The organism is Flavobacterium sp. CF136, assembly GCF_000282055.1.
In the GTDB taxonomy this organism is placed as follows: Bacteria; Bacteroidota; Bacteroidia; order Flavobacteriales; family Flavobacteriaceae; genus Flavobacterium.
In genome coordinates this window covers 23,377-41,336 of the sequence record NZ_AKJZ01000006.1, presented here as the reverse complement: position 1 = coordinate 41,336, position 17,960 = coordinate 23,377, and the positions used below count along the sequence as shown (strand labels likewise).

Here is a 17,960-nt window from a genome sequence, read left to right as displayed (position 1 = left end):
GAAAAAGCTTTCAAAATAAAAAACTTAGAACCTTACCAACTTAGTATCTTAGAACCTCAAAAAAAATTAATTCCAATTCTCCTCAAAACCGAAATCTTCAAAGCTGTCATCTCCTTCAAACATATCAAGATCGTCTTCATCCAGATCATCTTCAAACTCGCCGTAGATATCGTCATGCATATCGGCTTCGAAGTTTTTCTCTCCTGAATCTTCTGGCATTTCTCCGTGAGAGAATAAAGTTTCAGGGTAAGTCGCTCCTGCGATTTGATCTTCAATAGCAGCCAATTCTACAAGAAAAGTCCACATATTGATAAAATCATATACATAAATAATTTTGGTATTTTCTTTGTTTAAGATATCAGATAATGGATAATCACTCATGATTCGTTGTTCGCCGGGAATATCTCCTGTATCAAAAAGTGGAATTTCATCTTCCTGATTCCAAGTTTCATCGCAGGTATAAAACGAAGCCACTTCCATTCCGTCAAAACCAAAAGCGTTGAAGATTGCATTGTGTAAATCCTCCAGTGTATCGTCTTCAAGAATTGCAATGTCTCTAAAAATGTCTTCTTCGGCGTCTAGAATTACTCTAAATTTATAAACCATAATCTTTGTATTTTTTGAAAAGTCAAAGGTAAAATATAAATTATGATTTACGAATTAGGAATTACGATTTGTTGAAAAGATTTTTCTTGTCAGGCTGAGCGGAGTCGAAGCCCTCATCAGTTGCCAAGCCTTCGACTTCGCTCAGGGTGACATCGTGTTAAAGAAAACTATTATTTTCCAGTCAATCTTTTTCTGATTTTGTGATAGTGTTTGTGATAAGTACTGTGGCTTGGGTAAGTTCTGCCGGAAGTCATATTATTAAAAACTAATGCAGTTAGAAACAAAATTATTACGCCAATGAGTACCGGAGAAATTACATACATATACCCTAAATCCTTTATTTTGTCGGAGCCAATGATAGCAATAAGAGCTGTGGCGCCACCGGGAGGATGTAATGTTTTAGTGATCTGCATTAAAATTATAGCCAGCGATACAGCAAGAGGAGCTGCAATCCAGATAATATCCGGAGCCAGTTTGTGTACAGTAACACCTATAAATGCTGAAACAAGATGACCGCCAATTAAGTTTCGCGGCTGCGAAAACGGACTTTGAATAATACCATAAACCAATACACTTGAAGCCCCAAATGAACCGATTAAATAAACGGCATCATTTCCTGAAAAATGTATTGACTGAATGTAAGCCAGAATTCCGATACCTACAAATGATCCTAAAAACGACCAAAATTGTTCTTTATAATCAATTAAAGTTTCCTTATAAAGAATGTAACGTGTTTTACGGTAACTTCTTTTTATTTTTTGAACAGGCATGTCTTTATTTTAATAAACTTGGAGAATACGTGTAAACTGTGTAAGGATAAATGATTTTTGCCGTGTATTTTGAAATCAGGCAAACTACCAAAATAGGAAAGAATAAAGTATAATCATTTGTTAATCCGCAAACTAAAAATATGGCAGTAAAAGGCGCATGAATACTTGCGCTTAGTACAGCTGCCATTCCAATAATCATAAAATTCACCGGAATTACCTGTGTATTGAAAAAAGTATTTAAAATTGAAGCAAGCAATAATCCTAAAAAGGCACCGATGAAAAGACTCGGGGCAAAAACACCTCCATCACCTCCGGAAGCCAGGGTTATTGAAGTTACTATTGGTTTTAAAAGTAAAATTCCAACAAATGTAAAGGCTAAAGTTATAGTTAACGGAAGTTGACCTGAATCACCGAAAATCATTTTTATAGAATGATAGCCTTCTCCGTATAACTGCGGAAATACAAATAAAGAAATGCTCAAAACAAGTGACCCTATTATGATTTTGTAATAGTGTGTCTGAATTCTGCTAAATTGAGATTTAAAAAACAAAACGCAGCGTGTAAGATAAACCGAATTTATTCCTGCCAAAATTCCTAAAAGAATAAAATACGGAATGGCTTTTAAGTGCCAGGTTGTTATTGATACGGTAAATAAAGGTTCTTCTTTTAAAATGGTAATCAAACCAAAAGCAATTGAGACAGCAATTATATTTGTGATGATAAAAGCACGGGTTACTTTTCGTGAAATAACTTCGACAGCAAATAGAATCCCGGCAATCGGACTACTGAATAAAGCCGTAATTCCGGCTGCAACACCTGCACAAATTAATTCGGTTTTGTATTGACGGAAAACATTTTCTTTTTGCTGTGCTACCGAACCTATTGTTGCTGCAGCCACAACAGTAGAAACTTCGATTCCCGTTGAGCCCCCAAAAATAACTGTTAATAATCCGTTTATAAAGTGAGATGGTATTTTGTAAGTTGGTAAATTTTTGGATTTTGATTGTGTACTTTCAAAAACCTCTTTGATTCCTTTGTTTTCTTTCTTTTTAAAAAGATATTGTCTTAGAAAATAAATTACAGATAATCCAAAAACCGGAAAAACGACATAAAATATTGGGTTTACTGAAACTTGATGAAAGAAAATTTCCTCGTAATACTCAGTAATTTTTTTTAGTGAAATCCCTAAAAAAGCAGAAAGAAAGCCAATTAACAGAGAAACAACAACTAATTTTTGAAGGACAATAAATTGATGATTTTTTTTGATTTGCGCCGTTTTGTTCATCAGAAATAAATTTGCAGACCACATTATTTTTATGCGGTTCACAAAATTAGAGAATCAAATTGGGTTTTTAGCAAAAAATACTCAGTATATTATGTTAAAACTGCGAATACAAGAAAATTCTTTCAATATGTTTTTGTTAACATGGCGATGAAATATCTTATAATAATTTGTCGCTAAAATTTATTTGATTTCAATCTTTTTATGAAATTGGAGGAATTCATAAAATACTATCTCTCATAAAATTCAATGGGCAATTCATCAGGGTCAGCAATAAAAGTAAATCTCTTTTCGGTAGTTTCATCGATTCGGATGGGTTCTGAATCGATATTTTTTGTATTCAAAAAAGCAATAGTTTCATCCAGATTGATTACTTCAAAAGCCAAATGTCTCAAACCGGCAGCTTCCGGTCTTGAGGGTCGTTTTGGAGGATCAGGGAACGAAAATAATTCGACAATATAAGTTCCGTTTAAAGCCAGATCAAGTTTGTATGACCTGCGTTCTTCGCGATAGATTTCCCTGATTATAGTCAGCCCTAAAATTTCGGTGTAAAAAGTTTTAGACTTCTCATAATCTGAACATAAAATGGCAATATGGTGAACTTTATTTAAGGTAAGCATTATGGTTTTGATTTAGGTTCCTGATTTAATTTTCGGATAACTTTCGCAGGATTTCCAACTGCCAGTGAATTATCAGGAATGTTTTTTGTAACAACAGAGCCAGCACCGATAACACAGCCTTTTCCAATCGTTACACCAGGACATATTACAGTATTACCGCCAATCCAGCAATCGTCTCCAATCGAAATTGGCAATGCATTTTCGAGTGTTTTTCGTAATTCAGCGTCAAGCGGATGTGATGCAGTATAAATTTGAACATTAGGCGCAATAAAAACATTCGACCCAATATTTACCGGTGCACAGTCTAAAACCACACAATTCACATTAAAATAAACGTTTTCGCCACAAATAATATTATAACCGTAATCGCAATGAAATGGGGGTTCAATATAAAATCCCGTTCCTGTATTGGGAACTAATTCAGCTAAAATTTCTTTTGCTTTTTTTGTTACACGATATTCTGTAACATTCAAACGATGCAATAGATTTTTAGCTTTCCGGCGTTCTTTTATTAAAATAGAATCAAAGGAATCATAGTAATCTCCGGAAATCATTTTCTCCTTTTCAGTTTTCATAAAGGTGCTTATATTTTTTTCTTAGAAATTTTTTCGTGAATTTTCAAAGTTTCCTGTAAAGCTGCGGTTGCATACCAAGGTGTTAATTCGGCTTCGAGTAATTTCGCCTGAATTGCCGGATCCGTGGCAACAAGTGTTTTTGCTTCTTCGATTGTTTCAACATTAAAAACATAAATGCCCCTGTAATTTCTGTCATTTTTCATGAAAGGTCCGGCAACAACCAGTTTACCTTCTTTTGCCAATTTATTGATGTTGGACATATGACCTTCAAATAATTTTTGGGTCTCTTCTTTTGAAGCTGTTGTATTGGTTCCCGTTTTTAAAAGACAGAAGACATATTTTTTCATTCCGCGTTCATCGGCATTCAGGGATTTTGCCAGATTTTCATCATATTTAGATTCGGTTTCCTGTGAAATTCCAATTGCAGTAATGCATAAAAATACCGCCGAAAGAATAATTTTTTTCATGAAAATGTTTTTTAAAATTTTAAAGTAATTTTTTTAGAATAACAATTTGTCCTAAATGATAAACATCGTGCTGAATGATTCCGTGTATGTGTTCGTAATAGGTATGATTATTATTCACATATATTTTTTCAAAATCCGCATCATCAAAATCTTCAAAAAAAGCATTCCATGATTCTTGTGATTTTGCCAGATTTTGAAGTGATTGCTCCCAGGCAGCTTCAGATGGATCTAAAACTGGTACAAAATAATTATGGTCAGGAGTTGTAACTGTTTCTCCCTGAACACGTCTTAAAATATTCCTTCTCCATTGTATAAGATGATTGACAATTTCCCAAATCGTATTTAAATTAGGATTTATTTTTCTGTAAGCCTGCTCTGCACTTACATCTTTTAAAGTATTTGCCAAAGTGACCTCGAGCCACGGATTTCCGTTATAAATGGATTGATATAAATTTGAAATTCTTTTACTTTCTGACATAATCATTGGTTTTAATACTTAAAAGCTAAGATACAAATAAGTATTTTACAACTCATCCCCGAAATTCTACAATTCGGTTATTAAATGTTTTTTAACTAAAACTGTTAAAATACATTTGTATCATCAAAACCAAAATGATATGAAAACCAAATTACTTTTTACAATTGCATTTTTATTTACAACGGCTTTTATTTTTGCTCAGAATACTATTTCAGGAAAAGTGGTTGACCAAAAAGGGAAACCGGTTCCGGGAGCCAATATTTACATTGACGGAACTTATGACGGGGCAACAAGCTCAGAAACAGGTGAATTTTCTTTTGAAACCACAGCAACAGGAAATCAGTTTTTAATAGTGAGTTTTTTAATTTATGAAACGTACAAACAAGAAATTGATGTTACTAATTTTAAAGGTCAAACCGTTAAATTAAGAGAAAATGTAAATGCTCTTGATGCAGTCGTAATTACCGCCGGAACATTAGAATCCGGAGATAAAGCCAGGGTTTCAGTTTTAAAACCGTTAGATATTGTAACCACTGCTGGTTCTGCCGGAAATATTATTGCAGCGTTGCAAACTTTGCCGGGAACACAGACTGTTGGCGAAGACGGACGTTTATTTGTTCGTGGAGGAGAAGCCAGCGAAACGCAGACTTTTGTTGACGGAATTCGAGTGGCACAGCCTTATGGAGCAACAACCAATAATTTGCCGACAAGAGGCCGATTTTCTCCTTTTTTGTTTAGCGGAATCGCTTTTTCTACAGGAGGATATTCTGCAGAATATGGAGAAGCTTTATCAAGCGTTTTATTGCTGAACACACAAGATGAACCTGATCAAAATAAAACTGATATTGCTTTGATGACCGTTGGTTTAGGTTTGGGAAATACTCAAAAATGGAAAAAAAGTTCGTTGAGCGTGAATACGGCTTATATCAATCTGGCGCCATATCAGGCTGTAATTCCTCAAAATGTAGATTGGAATCACCCATATCAGTCTTTATCCGGAGAAACGGTTTATCGATATCATTTCACTAATGGAATTTTTAAATTATATGCTGCTTTTGATTCTTCTAAATTTGATTTGAATCAGAAAAACATCAATTTCGAAGATAAAGTCAGAACGGATTTAAACAATAATAATTTTTATCTGAATGCCTCTTACAAAGGAACTTTTGGAACGGGTTGGCAATTAACATCAGGAATGAGTTATGGCTACAGTAAAAATAAAATCAAATTTGACATTAACAATATTGATAATGATGAAAATGCAGCTCAATTGAAATTAAAGTTGAGAAAAAATGTCTCTGATTATTTTAAATTGTCTTTTGGAGCTGATTATTTCATTACGAAATTCAATGAAAATTTTGATGATAATATCTCCGCTAAAGTTTCAAATGGTTATGATTCAAATATTGCAGCATTTTACACCGAAGGGGATATTTTGTTTTCTAAAAATTTTGCAGCAAAAGTAGGTTTGCGTCTTTCGAATAATAGTTTATTAAATGAAACCAATATTGCACCAAGGGCTTCACTTGCGTACAAAATTTCTAAAAGCAGTCAGTTTTCTTTTGCTTACGGAGATTTTTCTCAGACTCCTGTTGTTGATTACATCAAATATTCAAAATACCATCAGTTTGAGAGCGAAAAAGCAAGACATTATATTTTGAATTATCAATTTACAAAACCGGGCCAGACTTTTAGAGCTGAGGCTTATTATAAGGATTACAGCAATTTGGTTCAATATGACACAAGAGATATTCAGTATAATTCGGTTTTCAATAATAATGGTTCAGGCTATGCAAAAGGACTGGATTTATTTTGGAGAGACAGCAATTTGCATAAAAATTTAGAATACTGGATTTCTTATTCTTATATCGATTCGGAAAGACAATATAAAAACTTCCCAACAATGGCAACACCAAGTTTTATTGCCAATCATAGTTTGTCAATTGTGACTAAATATTTCATAACCGACTGGAAATCACAAATTGGTTTCACAAATAGTTATAGTTCAGGAAGACCTTATAATGATCCAAATCAGACACAATTCATGAGTGGGAAAACAAAATCGTATAATAGTTTAAGTTTTAACTGGGCGTATTTATTAACCACACAAAAAATTCTTTATTTCTCAGTTTCAAATATCTTGGGAAGCCAGAATGTTTTCGGGTACGATTATGCAAAAACACCGGATGCAAACGGAGTTTATAACAGACAAGCCGTTGTGCCAACTGCAGATAGATTCTTTTTTGTTGGTTTCTTCTGGACAATCAGTCAGAATAAAAACGAGAATCAGTTGAAGAATTTGTAGAGGAAGGTGCAAAGGTTCAAAGTGATAAAGGTTTTGACCTCTTGAGATTCTAAGAATCAAAAAGAAAACTTTGAACCTTTGCCTCTCAGAACCTCTGTCCCTCATAAAAAAAACAATTCAGTAGCAAAATTCGACAACTCAGTATTATTTAATTTTAAAACATTAAAATCCAACATACTTTTGAAGTATAAATTCAAAGGAACAAAGAAGCAAAGTGACAAAGGTTCAAAGTTTTATAAATATTAATAATAAGAAAATCAAACCTTTGTTCCTATGTTGCTTTGAACCTTAAAAAAAAGAGTTTTAATCATCAATAAAAACTTAGAACCTTAGTAACTCAAAATCTTAAAAAAAGAAATCATGACAAAAATTATTACAGCTATCACATTATTTATCTGCAGTTTATTATCTGCTCAGACACAATTTGAACAAGGAATGGGAAAAGCCTTCGGACTTTGGAAAGAAGGAAAAAATACAGAAGCTTCTGCAATGTTCGAAAGAATTGCTTCGGCTGATAAAACAAGTTATTTACCAAATTATTATGTTGCCTTAGTTAACACAACAAGTGCTTTTGCAGAAAAAGATAAATCTAAAGTTGATTTGTTATTGACAAAAGCGCAGGATGTACTTGATGTTGAATTCATAAAAGATCAAAATAACTCAGAGTTATATGTTTTGCAGGCTTTACTTTATACCGCTTGGGTTGTACAGGATCCGATGACAAATGCTCAAAAATATTCCGGTAAAATAATGGAGAATTATGCTAAGGCTAAAACATTAAATCCAAATAACCCGAGAGCAGTTTTTGGAGAAGCTGATTACCAATTAGGAGGTGCAAAATGGACTGGTGTTGATACAAAACCATTATGTGCTCAGGTTGATAAAGCTGTTGAACTTTTTGCTACTTTTAAACCGGAAACTCCTTTTTCGCCAAAATGGGGATTGGAAAGAGCTTTGGAAGCACAAAAAAATTGCAAAAAATAAAAACTAATTTAAGCTGATTATAATGAAAGATCATAGAAACACATACGCAAATTTAAAAAGTGGGACAATTGTTTCGTTTAAGATTTCTATGATCTTTACAGTAATCTTTTCAGCTTGTTTGGGAGATGATTTAAATGTTCGAAACGTTCTTATAACATTTTTTATAAGCTGTCTTTATTCTTTTGGAGTAGGTTTTGGAAACGGATATATTAATGTCCTTTTAGATAGAAAATGGGATTGGCTTCAGCAAACAAACCTGAGAGTTTACTACGGAATAATGGTTACTGTTATGTACACAGTCCCGGTAGTTTTAGGAATAAATTACTACATCTATGTTGTTTTGCAAAATATGTCTTTAGAGAAATTCTTTAGCGAAAGAATGATTTGGGTACATCTTTTTTATATTATTTTATCATTAGGAGTTTCGACTTTTATGCAGGCCAGAAGCTTTATGGTGAAATGGAAACAGGCATCAAAATTTGAAATTACACAACAAAAGATAATTGCCGGAACAGCAAATGCAAAATTCGAAAGTTTAAAAAATCAAATCGACCCACATTTTCTTTTTAACAGTTTAAATGTTTTAAGTTCATTGATTGAGGAAAATCCGGATAATGCACAGCGTTTTACAACTTCTTTATCTAAAATCTATCGCTATGTTTTAGAACAGAAAGACAAAGAACTGGTTTCGGTTGAAGATGAATTGTCGTTCGCTAAAACGTATATGAATTTGCTGAAAATGCGTTTCGAAAATAGTTTGTTTTACGAATTGCCAACAACAGATATTAATCCGGATGCAAAAGTGGTTCCGTTATCCTTGCAGCTTTTACTTGAAAATACGGTGAAACATAATGTTGTAAGCGAGCAAAAACCACTGCATATCAGAATTTTTATTGATGGAGATTATCTCGCCATTCAAAATGATTTTCAGAAGAAAGAAGTATTGCAGGACCGTCAGGGAGTTGGTTTACAAAACATCGTAAACAGATATGGAATCATAACCGACAGAAAAGTGATAATTGAACAAAATGAAGAAAATTTTACCGTTAAAATTCCAATTTTAACCAAACAAATTACAGTTATGGACACAAGTGCAGATTATAATGATGAAAATAAAGCTTATTTCAGAGCTAAAAAGAGAGTAGAAGAATTAAAAGGTTTTTACGGAAACATAATTTCATATTGTTGTGTAATTCCATTTTTAATTTTTATAAATTTGAGGTATTCTCCTGGATTTCAATGGTTTTGGTTTTCGGCTTTAGGCTGGGGATTTGGAATCGTAATGCATGCTTTTAAAGTTTTTGGTTACAGTTCAGATTGGGAAGAACGAAAAATCAGAGAGATTCTGGAAAAAGAGAACAACAAGCAAACCTGGAAATAATTATGGAACCAAATTATGCTGAAGCAGAACGCTATTACCAGGCCCAAAAAAGGGTAAAAGAAATTAAAGATTTTTATGCCCACTTGACGGTATATTTACTTTGTAATCCGATTGTAATAGTGGTAAATATTATGACTTCACCCGGTTATTTATATTTTTGGTATTCTTTGCTTGGCTGGGGAGTTGCAATTATTTTACATGGATTGAAAGTTTTTCGTTTTTCACCATTTTTTAATAAGGATTGGGAAGAACGAAAAATCAGGGAAATTTTGGAGAAAGAAAGCAACAAGCAAACTTGGAAATAGCAATGGAACCAGATTTTACTGAAGCAAAACGTTACCAGTTGGCACAGAAAAAAGTGAAAGGGATTAGAGAATTTTACGAGCATTTAACAGTTTTTATTCTCGTAAGTGTAGTTCTAATTGTTATAAATCTTATGACTTCGCCAGAATATTTATGGTTTATTTGGTGCTTGATGGGCTGGGGTATAGGTGTCGTTGTGCATGGATTGAAAGCTTTTGGAGTTTCACCATTTTTTAATAAGGATTGGGAAGAACGAAAAATCAGAGAGATTATGGAAAAAGAAAATAACAAACTAACCTGGAAATAATTATGGAAACAAATTTTAAGAATGATCTGGAAGAGTTAGAGTTACATGAAATAGCAACCAAAAAAGTAGTGAAACTAAAAGGGTTTTATACTCATATGTTTATTTACATTGTTGGTGTTATCATTTATATTTTGAAAGAATATTTTGGAGTTCCGCTTAATTTTTTTCCGTTAAAATATATCAACGGATTTGTAATGTGTATTTGGACAACTGCATTTTTAGTTTCAGCGGTAGATTTGTTTGCTTCTTTTAAAATCTTCGGGCAAGAATGGGAGGAACGCAAGCTGAAAAGCATTTTAGGAAAAAAAACAAAAACGCAAAAATGGGAGTAATCATGGAAATAAATTATAACGAAGAGGATAAATATTATCTGGCGAAAAAGAAAGTAGAAAACATTAAAGGTTTTTATGGCAATCTTACGTCTTTTATAGGTGTAAATATAGTTTTGATTTTTATCAATTTATACACAACACCTAATCATTTGTGGTTTTATTGGCCTTTAATATGGTGGGGAGTTGGAGTTGTTTTTCATGGATTGAAGGTTTTTGAAGTATTTCCGGTTTTAGGAAAAGGCTGGGAAGAAAAAAAGATCAAAGAGATCATGGATAAAGAAAAAGAGAAAAAAAATAAATGGCAATAATTTTTTAAATCAAAATAAAATGGGACGTTACAGAAGACGTATGTACGAAGAGTACGCACAGGAATTTAAGAATAATGAAAGCTTTGAAATTGCTTATAGAAAAGTAAAAAAGATTAAAGGTTTTTACTCACATCTGAAGGTTTATATTATCGTTAACGTTATTATTATCATTTCAAATCTGAATAAAGATTTTATTGGAAGCAGATTTCAAGAGGATGGCTTGCTGGATTGGCATACCTATTCTACGGCATTGTATTGGGGTATAGCTTTATTGATTCACGCGTTTACCGTGTTTGGACCGGACTTATTTTTCAGCGGGGACTGGGAGCAAAAGAAAATCCAAAAATATATGAACAAAGAGCAGGCGAATACCAATAAATGGCAGTAATTTTAAACTATTTTTAAATTTTTGCATTCTATTAAATGACCACATTAATTATCGAAGACGAAAAGCCGGCAGCGAGATTGTTGCAGCGAAAGCTTGAAAAGCTAAATATTGCAGTAGAAACCATGCTGCATTCTGTAGAAGAATCAATAGCTTGGTTTGCCAATAACCAACATCCTGATTTAATATTTTTGGATATACAATTGTCTGACGGTTTGTCATTTGAAATTTTCGAAAAAATAGATATTAAAAGCGCCATTATTTTTACAACGGCCTATGATGAATATGCCTTAAAAGCCTTTAAACTAAATAGCATTGATTATCTTTTAAAACCTATCGACGAAGATGATTTAGATGTAGCGGTTACAAAATTTAAATCACGTTTACCTAAACCGGAATCTGAAAACAGTAATCTTCAGCTTGATTTTGAGCAAATCAGAAAAATGTTGTCAAATCCTTTTGAGAAAAATTATAAAAAACGATTTACGGTTAAAATCGGGCAACATTTAAAAGTGATTACTACTGATGAAATAGAATGTTTTTTCAGTGAAAATAAAGGAACTTACATTCATACTTTCGATAACAGAAACTATTTGATTGACTCAACTTTAGAGATTCTGGAACAAGAACTGGATATGAAGGATTTCTTTCGCGTAAGCAGAAAATTTATAGTTCCGCTTCAGGCGATAAAAGAAATTCAGGTATATACCAATTCTCGTCTAAAGGTTATTTTACCAACTTACAAAGAAGATGAGGTAATAGTGAGCCGTGAAAAAGTTCAGGATTTTAAGAGTTGGCTGGGATAAAATTAAAATTCTTTTTCTGGAGTAATTTCAATAGCACCAAATTCCCATTTCGAATTTATTTTTTTTGCATCAGATGGTTTTATAAAAAATATACCTGCAATTTTTTTTACTTTTTCAGCTCTTGCATTGGTATCAATATATTTTATTAATTCATCGTAAGGCTGATTTTTACTATCAGGATTGCCAGTAACAACACCAATTTTTAACAAATCATCGGGTGTTTTGATGTTTGACTTCAAATTTGAATTTGATATGAAGTTTTTATAGAAACTATCTAAAATAAACGCTTTTGTTGTAATAACAATTACTCCACTGTTAGAATTGTATTTATTTTTAGATATTGAATCTTTATAAACTATAAGTGTTGAAATAGTGTCTGGATTTAAAGGTTCTAATATTTTTCCAGCATCACCACTCATGTAGCCAATATTTTTTGCATCTAAAATAACAAGAGGATTGGCATTTTTTTGTGTATAAGCAAGACATGTACAAAATAGAAAAAATGAAAATATAATTTTTTTCATAAAATATGTTTTTTAATTTATTTTTAAAAAGTAATCCAAAGATAAAATAATAACTCAATTACCTATTTTTATTGGTTCTAAACCTTTTCTGTAATATATAAGTAATAAAAGAATTAAGAGTTGGCTGGGATAGGTTTCTTAGCTTCTAAAATCATATAAAACTGAATTCCGAACAGGATAGAAGCTAAAACCAAATGTATCGCCTGACTTCCTATTGGGAAATCAAAATACGCCATTGCTATTCCGGTTATAATTTCAATTGTAATTATGGAAAGCACCCATTTTTGTTTTGAAAAACCTAAACCTAATTTGGTATTTCTGACATATAAATACAAATTCACAAACAATACTAAAATTGAAAACGAGCGGTGAACATAAAATGTAATTGAAGGATCCTGAAGCCAAAGAATACTGGCAGCCAGACCGTTTTTCACCTGTTCATCTACAAACTGACGTACTTGTGTTCCAATTGCAACCTGAATCAAAGTCAGTAAAAGGGAAAATAAAAGTACATTCTTGAATGTTGAATTGTATCTAACTGCAGCTAATTTTGGCCTTGCCAATTGAATAATATATAAAATTACAGCCACAATAATCAAAGCCATTACCATGTGGACCGTTATTTTTATTGGGTTTAATACCGAATAAACCACTTTAGCTCCTAACCAGGCCTGGAAACCCATCATAAAAACTACTAACCAGGAAAGTAGTGTGATTTTTTTGCTTTGTTTCCAAAATCTGAATGAGGCAATTGCCATAAAAAAACATGCCATTCCTGCTAAAGCACCACAAAGCCTGTTTATATATTCAATCCAGGTATGCAGCGGATTAAAAATCGCATAATCGTGTTTAGTGTATTTTTCCCAATGTGAAGGATCAAAAGCTGTTTGAGTGGTAAAATTGTCTTTAGCGACTAAAAGTGTTTCATCTTTAATAATTACCTGCCCTTTTTCAAAAACGCGATTTGGTGCCCAGGTCAATTCTTTTAAATCTGTTGGCGGAATATAATATCCAAAACATTTCGGCCAGTCCGGGCAGCCCATTCCGGAACCTGTCATACGAACCAAAGCTCCAGCGACAATTACTAAATAAACTAAAACTAATGCTGTTTTTGCGATTGTAGGGAAATGTTTTTTCATTTTTTTTGAGTAGCAAAGTTTCAAAGTTTAGAAAACTTGTCTTTTGAAACTTTATATATTTTAATATTCAATAAAAACCTTTATTACTTTGTGCCTTTGTTGCTTTGAACCTTTTTTAAACCCAATTTCTCAGCTCGTTTCATTATAAAATCATAAGCAGCCTGATATTCATTAGGGATTTCGCCTTCCAAAATGGCTTCTTTAACGGCTTCTTTTAAAACTCCAATTTCTCGGGAAGGTTTCAAATTGAATATTTCCATGATTTCTTCTCCGGAAATTGGCGGTTGAAAATTACGGACATGATCACGCTCTTCGACTTCGACAATTTTCTTGCGGACGATTTCAAAGTTCTTATGGTATTTTTTAAACTTCGATGGGTTTTTGGTTGTAATATCGGCTTCACACAAAGTCATTAAATTTTCAACATCTTCGCCGGCATCAAATACCAAACGACGAACAGCACTGTCGGTTACAAGATCCTGCGCCAAAACAATCGGACGGGAACTCATGATGACCATTTTTTGCACAAACTTCATTTTGTGATTTAATGGCATGTGCAGACGTTCGAATATTTTTTTAGCCATTTTTCCGCCTAAAAACTCATGACCGTGAAAAGTCCAGCCTTGTTTTTTATTAAAACGTTTTGTTGGTGCTTTTCCGATATCGTGCAATAAAGCCGACCAGCGTAACCACACATCATCCGTATTCGGACAAATATTATCGACAACTTCCAGCGTGTGATAGAAGTTGTTTTTATGTGTATGGCCTTCAATTTCTTCAACCTGATTTAAAGCGGTTAATTCAGGAAGAATAATATCTAAAAGCCCTGTTTGATATAAAAGTAGAAATCCGATGGAAGGCTTATCAGTTGAAAGGATTTTGTTTAATTCATCAACAATTCTTTCTCCGGAAATAATATTTATTCTGTCGGCATTTTTGGTAATGGCGTCAAGCGAATTTTTCTCGATTTCAAAACCTAGTTGTGTCGCAAAACGTATGGCACGCAACATTCGCAATGGATCATCAGAATATGTTATACTTGGATCTAAAGGTGTTTTGATAATTTTATTTTCTAAATCTGCCAAACCATCAAAAGGATCAGAAAGATCTCCAAAAGTTTTTTCGTTTAATGATAAAGCCAGAGCATTTATGGTAAAATCACGACGGTTCTGATCATCTTCAAGAGTTCCGTTTTCAACAAGAGGATTTCTGCTGTCGAAATTATAAGATTCTTTTCTGGCGCCAACAAATTCAATATCAGTGTCTTCAAAACGTAGCATTGCAGTTCCGTAGGTTTTAAAAACCTGTACTTTTGGATTTTTAGGAAGTAACTGAGAAACTTTTAAAGCCAATTCGATACCGCTGCCAACTGCCACAACATCAATGTCTTTTTTAGAGCCACGGTTTAAAAGCAAGTCCCGGACGAAACCGCCAATAACGTAACTGTCAACGTTTAGTTCCTGAGATGCCTGCGAAATAATTCCGAAGATTGTATGTTGTAAAGCTGTTTTATAGTTTGTCTGTATAGCCACGAATTCACTAATTTTAAATAATACATCTCAATTCAAGGAAATGAAATGCGTGCAAATTTACAACATAGAAAATGCCTTTTATAATCTATCGCTCACTTTTTTGAATAAATTCATCGTTTGAAGTGTGGAATTTTATCAAATATAAAAAAGACTGCCACGAATTACACGAATGTTCACGAATCAAATTGAATTTTATAAAAATAAAAATTAGTGATAATTAGTGAAATTTGTGGCAAAAAAACATTTATAACACTATCAAACAAATCAATTCAGATCGCTTATTTTTATAAATTCAATTTGTATTTTTGAATCACATAAAAATGTACAAATGAAAATTGTTATATCACCTGCGAAGTCATTAAATTTTGAAAAAGAATTACCAACTGCCCAATATACTGAACCGTCTTTTTTGAAAGAAGCACGTCAGGTTCATAAAACTTTAAAACCTAAAAAACCTGCGGATTTAGCTGAATTAATGTCGATTTCTGAAAAATTAGCTGATTTAAACTGGAAAAGAAATCAGGAATGGAAAACACCTTTTACTCCTGAAAATGCCCGTCCGGCAGTTTATACTTTTGACGGTGATGTTTATACTGGTTTAGATGCCTATACAATTCCGTTAGAAAAATTAGATGTTTTGCAGGATAAGCTTCGAATTTTATCAGGACTTTACGGAGTTTTAAAACCGTTGGATCTAATGCAGGCGTATCGTTTGGAAATGGGAACAAAACTGCCAATTGGAGATCATAAAAACTTACATGATTTTTGGAAAGCACCCGTTACAAAAGCTTTAAATAAAGAACTGTCAAAAGGGGAGTTGTTTGTGAACTTAGCCAGTAATGAATATTTCTCGGCTGTTGATGTAAAAACATTAAAGGTTCCTGTAATTACTCCTGATTTTAAAGATTACAAGGACGGTAAACTTAAAATGATCAGTTTCTTTGCTAAAAAGGCGAGAGGCATGATGGTGCGTTATATTATCGATACCAATGCTGAAACTATTGATGACCTGAAAGGTTTTGATTATGAAGGTTATCAGTTTGATGCAAATCTGTCTAAGGGGAATCATTTGGTTTTTACGAGATAGTTTTTTTGAGAGGCAAAGGTTTAAAGAGGTAAAGGTTCAGAGGTTTTGAAGAGTCGTAGACTCGGTCAATATTGTAGGGAGGGATTTTAATCCCTTCGAGGCAAGCGAGATAAAATCTAAAATAAACGCCGAATTCAATTTAGAATTCGGCGTTTCTGCGTATTATAAAATTATCAATTATCTAATGCATCGCATCAGCAGGATTAACCTTGTTTTTTCCTTTTTTGATGAAAAAGATAATCGGAATACAACATAAAAACATAATTCCTAAATACATAAAAATATCTATGTACGACATTACGGTACTTTGTTTTAAAATGGAATAATCAATCGCCTGATATGCTTTTTTAAGCGCAACATCTTCACTATATCCTTTAGACATAAAGGCGTGCTGTATTCCTGAAATACGTTGTTGAACATCATATTTTGCAGGATCTAAATTGGTTAACAGGTTCACTCTGTGTTCCTGACTTAAACGAGTAATAAAAGTGGTAATAATCGCAATACCAAATGATCCTCCCAATTGGCGCATCATTCCGGTAAAAGCTGCTCCTTCACCAATATGTTTTCCTTTTAAAGTAGAAAGCGAAAGTGTGGTAATAGGTACAAAAAGTAATCCAAGACCAATTCCTCTTAAAATTAATGGCCAATACATATGTTCTACTCCGGTATCGGGTGTCATACGGGTTTGCATCATAAAAGTAAAGAAGAAGAAAACTAAAAATCCTACTCCAACCATATAACCCTGAGGTACGCCTTTTTGAATCATATTTCCAACAAAAGGCATCATGATCGCCGTTGTGATAGAACCCGGAATCAATAATAATCCGGCATCAGTCGCTGTCCATCCTAAAATCGACTGCGTATAAATCGGGATAATCAATGTTGATCCGTATAAACCAAAACCAAGAATAAAACACATTATGGTTCCAATTCTTAAGTTTCCATCTTTTAAAACGCTTAAATTTACGATTGGATATTTATAAGTAAGCTCTCTCCAAATGAATAATAATAATCCAAAAATAGTGATTACACTTAGGGTGGTAATTAATGGATCATTAAACCAGTCGTCTTGTTGTCCGTGTTCTAAAACGAATTGTAACGATCCGATAAAAGTTGTTAATAATATAATACCCAACCAATCTACTTGGTTTGCTTTTAATTTTTCGCCATATTTAGGACTTCTTACAAAAGTAATTGCCAAAATAGTAGCGATAATTCCTAACGGGATATTGATATAAAATATATATGGCCAGGAATAATTATCTACTAAATATCCTCCCAAAGGCGGGCCTAATGTTGGACCAACAATTACACCCATTCCATAGATAGCTTGTGCCATACCACGTTTTGCGACCGGATAACTTTCGGTTATAATGGTTTGAGCCGTTACAAGCAATGCACCACCGCCCATTCCCTGCACAAATCTGAAAGCAACCAATTCCCAAATATTACTGGCGTTACCGCATAAAAAAGAACAAACCGTAAATATTATGATAGAAGCCACAAAATAATTACGTCTTCCAAATTGCTGTGATAGCCAGCTCGTCATCGGTATTACAATAACATTCGCAATCGCGTATGCTGTAATAACCCAGGCTACATCTGTCAAAGTAGCACCAAGACTGCCTCGCATGTCTGTCAGCGCTACGTTTACAATTGTGGTATCTACAATTTCCAGCAATGCACAAAGTACTGCTGTAATTGTAATTATGACACGTCTGTAACCGTATTCTACTAAATCATCGTCTGCTTGTACTGCTGTCATT

General features: G+C 33.3%; 21 protein-coding genes. 10 read left to right on the top strand and 11 right to left on the bottom strand.

From position 1 onward, the window contains the following. Positions 1–66: 66 nt before the first annotated feature. The 7 genes from PMI10_RS00870 to PMI10_RS00840 all read right to left on the bottom strand — a co-directional run bounded on the left by PMI10_RS00870 (position 67) and on the right by PMI10_RS00840 (position 4,798). Entirely contained in the window at positions 67–606 is a 540-nt protein-coding gene (locus tag PMI10_RS00870; protein ID WP_007803433.1) for an IS1096 element passenger TnpR family protein, read from the bottom strand. Between the two features lie 170 nt (positions 607–776). Beyond that, the gene (locus tag PMI10_RS00865; RefSeq protein WP_007803431.1) at positions 777–1,376 is read right to left on the bottom strand and encodes an HPP family protein; all 600 of its coding nucleotides are present in this window, start codon (positions 1,374–1,376) and stop codon (positions 777–779) included. Positions 1,377–1,380: 4 nt separating this feature from the next. After that, positions 1,381–2,661 (bottom strand): chloride channel protein, encoded by a 1,281-nt coding sequence (locus PMI10_RS00860; protein ID WP_157489674.1) that lies wholly within the window; start codon positions 2,659–2,661, stop codon positions 1,381–1,383. 227 nt (positions 2,662–2,888) lie between these two features. Continuing rightward, entirely contained in the window at positions 2,889–3,278 is a 390-nt protein-coding gene (locus tag PMI10_RS00855; RefSeq protein ID WP_007803427.1) for an SMU1112c/YaeR family gloxylase I-like metalloprotein, read from the bottom strand. Then, positions 3,278–3,853 carry a sugar O-acetyltransferase gene (locus PMI10_RS00850; protein ID WP_007803425.1) on the bottom strand — a complete coding sequence of 192 codons (576 nt, stop codon included), beginning with the start codon at positions 3,851–3,853 and terminating at the stop codon, positions 3,278–3,280. Before PMI10_RS00850 ends, PMI10_RS00855 begins: the two co-directional genes overlap by 1 nt. An 8-nt stretch (positions 3,854–3,861) precedes the next feature. Further along, the gene (locus tag PMI10_RS00845) at positions 3,862–4,320 is read right to left on the bottom strand and encodes a YciI family protein (protein WP_007803423.1); all 459 of its coding nucleotides are present in this window, start codon (positions 4,318–4,320) and stop codon (positions 3,862–3,864) included. Positions 4,321–4,339: 19 nt separating this feature from the next. Next, positions 4,340–4,798, bottom strand: a complete 459-nt coding sequence (locus PMI10_RS00840) for a DinB family protein (protein ID WP_007803421.1) — start codon at positions 4,796–4,798, stop codon at positions 4,340–4,342. Positions 4,799–4,937: 139 nt separating this feature from the next. Here PMI10_RS00840 and PMI10_RS00835 point away from each other — a divergent pair, with 139 nt between their 5' ends. The 9 genes from PMI10_RS00835 (at position 4,938) to PMI10_RS00795 (ending at position 11,909) form a co-directional block, all read left to right on the top strand. Next, entirely contained in the window at positions 4,938–7,103 is a 2,166-nt protein-coding gene (locus PMI10_RS00835; RefSeq protein ID WP_035631188.1) for a TonB-dependent receptor, read from the top strand. A gap of 360 nt (positions 7,104–7,463) precedes the next feature. Further along, entirely contained in the window at positions 7,464–8,087 is a 624-nt protein-coding gene (locus tag PMI10_RS00830) for a hypothetical protein (RefSeq protein ID WP_007803417.1), read from the top strand. A gap of 22 nt (positions 8,088–8,109) precedes the next feature. After that, entirely contained in the window at positions 8,110–9,468 is a 1,359-nt protein-coding gene (locus PMI10_RS00825; RefSeq protein WP_007803415.1) for a 2TM domain-containing protein, read from the top strand. Positions 9,469–9,470: 2 nt separating this feature from the next. Beyond that, on the top strand, positions 9,471–9,773 hold the full coding sequence (locus tag PMI10_RS00820) for a 2TM domain-containing protein (protein ID WP_007803413.1): 303 nt from the start codon (positions 9,471–9,473) through the stop codon (positions 9,771–9,773). Between the two features lie 2 nt (positions 9,774–9,775). Continuing rightward, positions 9,776–10,078: a 2TM domain-containing protein gene (locus tag PMI10_RS00815; protein WP_007803411.1), complete on the top strand. Its 303-nt coding sequence runs from the start codon at positions 9,776–9,778 to the stop codon at positions 10,076–10,078. Positions 10,079–10,080: 2 nt separating this feature from the next. Next, the gene (locus tag PMI10_RS00810) at positions 10,081–10,410 is read left to right on the top strand and encodes a 2TM domain-containing protein (protein WP_007803409.1); all 330 of its coding nucleotides are present in this window, start codon (positions 10,081–10,083) and stop codon (positions 10,408–10,410) included. Then, complete coding sequence (locus tag PMI10_RS00805; protein WP_007803407.1) at positions 10,401–10,718, top strand: 2TM domain-containing protein; 318 nt, start codon at positions 10,401–10,403, stop codon at positions 10,716–10,718. The genes PMI10_RS00810 and PMI10_RS00805 overlap by 10 nt, the downstream gene beginning before the upstream one ends. 19 nt (positions 10,719–10,737) lie before the next feature. After that, a complete protein-coding gene (locus PMI10_RS00800) occupies positions 10,738–11,106 on the top strand; it encodes a 2TM domain-containing protein (RefSeq protein WP_007803404.1) in 369 nt (122 codons plus the stop codon). A gap of 35 nt (positions 11,107–11,141) precedes the next feature. Continuing rightward, entirely contained in the window at positions 11,142–11,909 is a 768-nt protein-coding gene (locus PMI10_RS00795; protein ID WP_007803402.1) for a LytR/AlgR family response regulator transcription factor, read from the top strand. A gap of 2 nt (positions 11,910–11,911) precedes the next feature. On the opposite strand, the gene PMI10_RS00790 is transcribed toward PMI10_RS00795, so the two are convergent. From PMI10_RS00790 to PMI10_RS00780, 3 genes are all read right to left on the bottom strand, one after another. Further along, positions 11,912–12,433, bottom strand: coding sequence for a hypothetical protein (locus PMI10_RS00790; protein ID WP_007803399.1), 522 nt, complete (start codon positions 12,431–12,433; stop codon positions 11,912–11,914). A gap of 113 nt (positions 12,434–12,546) precedes the next feature. Next, positions 12,547–13,572, bottom strand: a complete 1,026-nt coding sequence (locus tag PMI10_RS00785) for a COX15/CtaA family protein (RefSeq protein ID WP_007803397.1) — start codon at positions 13,570–13,572, stop codon at positions 12,547–12,549. An 83-nt stretch (positions 13,573–13,655) separates the two neighbouring features. Continuing rightward, positions 13,656–15,104, bottom strand: coding sequence for a CCA tRNA nucleotidyltransferase (locus PMI10_RS00780; RefSeq protein WP_007803396.1), 1,449 nt, complete (start codon positions 15,102–15,104; stop codon positions 13,656–13,658). Positions 15,105–15,432: 328 nt separating this feature from the next. Here PMI10_RS00780 and yaaA point away from each other — a divergent pair, with 328 nt between their 5' ends. Beyond that, positions 15,433–16,191: a peroxide stress protein YaaA gene (yaaA, locus tag PMI10_RS00775; protein ID WP_007803394.1), complete on the top strand. Its 759-nt coding sequence runs from the start codon at positions 15,433–15,435 to the stop codon at positions 16,189–16,191. 181 nt (positions 16,192–16,372) lie between these two features. Here yaaA and PMI10_RS00770 read toward each other — a convergent pair whose 3' ends face one another. Further along, entirely contained in the window at positions 16,373–17,959 is a 1,587-nt protein-coding gene (locus PMI10_RS00770; RefSeq protein ID WP_007803392.1) for an MDR family MFS transporter, read from the bottom strand. Position 17,960 lies beyond the last annotated feature (1 nt).

What these genes read in the sequence shown, in the direction of transcription:
- PMI10_RS00865 (WP_007803431.1), bottom strand. Translation starts at nt 1,376, where the DNA reads ATGCCTGTTCAAAAAATAAAAAGAAGTTACCGTAAAACACGTTACATT.
- PMI10_RS00840 (WP_007803421.1), bottom strand. Translation starts at nt 4,798, where the DNA reads ATGTCAGAAAGTAAAAGAATTTCAAATTTATATCAATCCATTTATAAC.
- PMI10_RS00795 (WP_007803402.1), top strand. Translation starts at nt 11,142, where the DNA reads ATGACCACATTAATTATCGAAGACGAAAAGCCGGCAGCGAGATTGTTG.
- yaaA (WP_007803394.1), top strand. Translation starts at nt 15,433, where the DNA reads ATGAAAATTGTTATATCACCTGCGAAGTCATTAAATTTTGAAAAAGAA.
- PMI10_RS00820 (WP_007803413.1), top strand. Translation starts at nt 9,471, where the DNA reads ATGGAACCAAATTATGCTGAAGCAGAACGCTATTACCAGGCCCAAAAA.
- PMI10_RS00870 (WP_007803433.1), bottom strand. Translation starts at nt 606, where the DNA reads ATGGTTTATAAATTTAGAGTAATTCTAGACGCCGAAGAAGACATTTTT.
- PMI10_RS00845 (WP_007803423.1), bottom strand. Translation starts at nt 4,320, where the DNA reads ATGAAAAAAATTATTCTTTCGGCGGTATTTTTATGCATTACTGCAATT.
- PMI10_RS00785 (WP_007803397.1), bottom strand. Translation starts at nt 13,572, where the DNA reads ATGAAAAAACATTTCCCTACAATCGCAAAAACAGCATTAGTTTTAGTT.
- PMI10_RS00835 (WP_035631188.1), top strand. Translation starts at nt 4,938, where the DNA reads ATGAAAACCAAATTACTTTTTACAATTGCATTTTTATTTACAACGGCT.
- PMI10_RS00855 (WP_007803427.1), bottom strand. Translation starts at nt 3,278, where the DNA reads ATGCTTACCTTAAATAAAGTTCACCATATTGCCATTTTATGTTCAGAT.
- PMI10_RS00810 (WP_007803409.1), top strand. Translation starts at nt 10,081, where the DNA reads ATGGAAACAAATTTTAAGAATGATCTGGAAGAGTTAGAGTTACATGAA.
- PMI10_RS00830 (WP_007803417.1), top strand. Translation starts at nt 7,464, where the DNA reads ATGACAAAAATTATTACAGCTATCACATTATTTATCTGCAGTTTATTA.
- PMI10_RS00825 (WP_007803415.1), top strand. Translation starts at nt 8,110, where the DNA reads ATGAAAGATCATAGAAACACATACGCAAATTTAAAAAGTGGGACAATT.
- PMI10_RS00800 (WP_007803404.1), top strand. Translation starts at nt 10,738, where the DNA reads ATGGGACGTTACAGAAGACGTATGTACGAAGAGTACGCACAGGAATTT.
- PMI10_RS00815 (WP_007803411.1), top strand. Translation starts at nt 9,776, where the DNA reads ATGGAACCAGATTTTACTGAAGCAAAACGTTACCAGTTGGCACAGAAA.
- PMI10_RS00770 (WP_007803392.1), bottom strand. Translation starts at nt 17,959, where the DNA reads ATGACAGCAGTACAAGCAGACGATGATTTAGTAGAATACGGTTACAGA.
- PMI10_RS00860 (WP_157489674.1), bottom strand. Translation starts at nt 2,661, where the DNA reads ATGAACAAAACGGCGCAAATCAAAAAAAATCATCAATTTATTGTCCTT.
- PMI10_RS00805 (WP_007803407.1), top strand. Translation starts at nt 10,401, where the DNA reads ATGGGAGTAATCATGGAAATAAATTATAACGAAGAGGATAAATATTAT.
- PMI10_RS00790 (WP_007803399.1), bottom strand. Translation starts at nt 12,433, where the DNA reads ATGAAAAAAATTATATTTTCATTTTTTCTATTTTGTACATGTCTTGCT.
- PMI10_RS00850 (WP_007803425.1), bottom strand. Translation starts at nt 3,853, where the DNA reads ATGAAAACTGAAAAGGAGAAAATGATTTCCGGAGATTACTATGATTCC.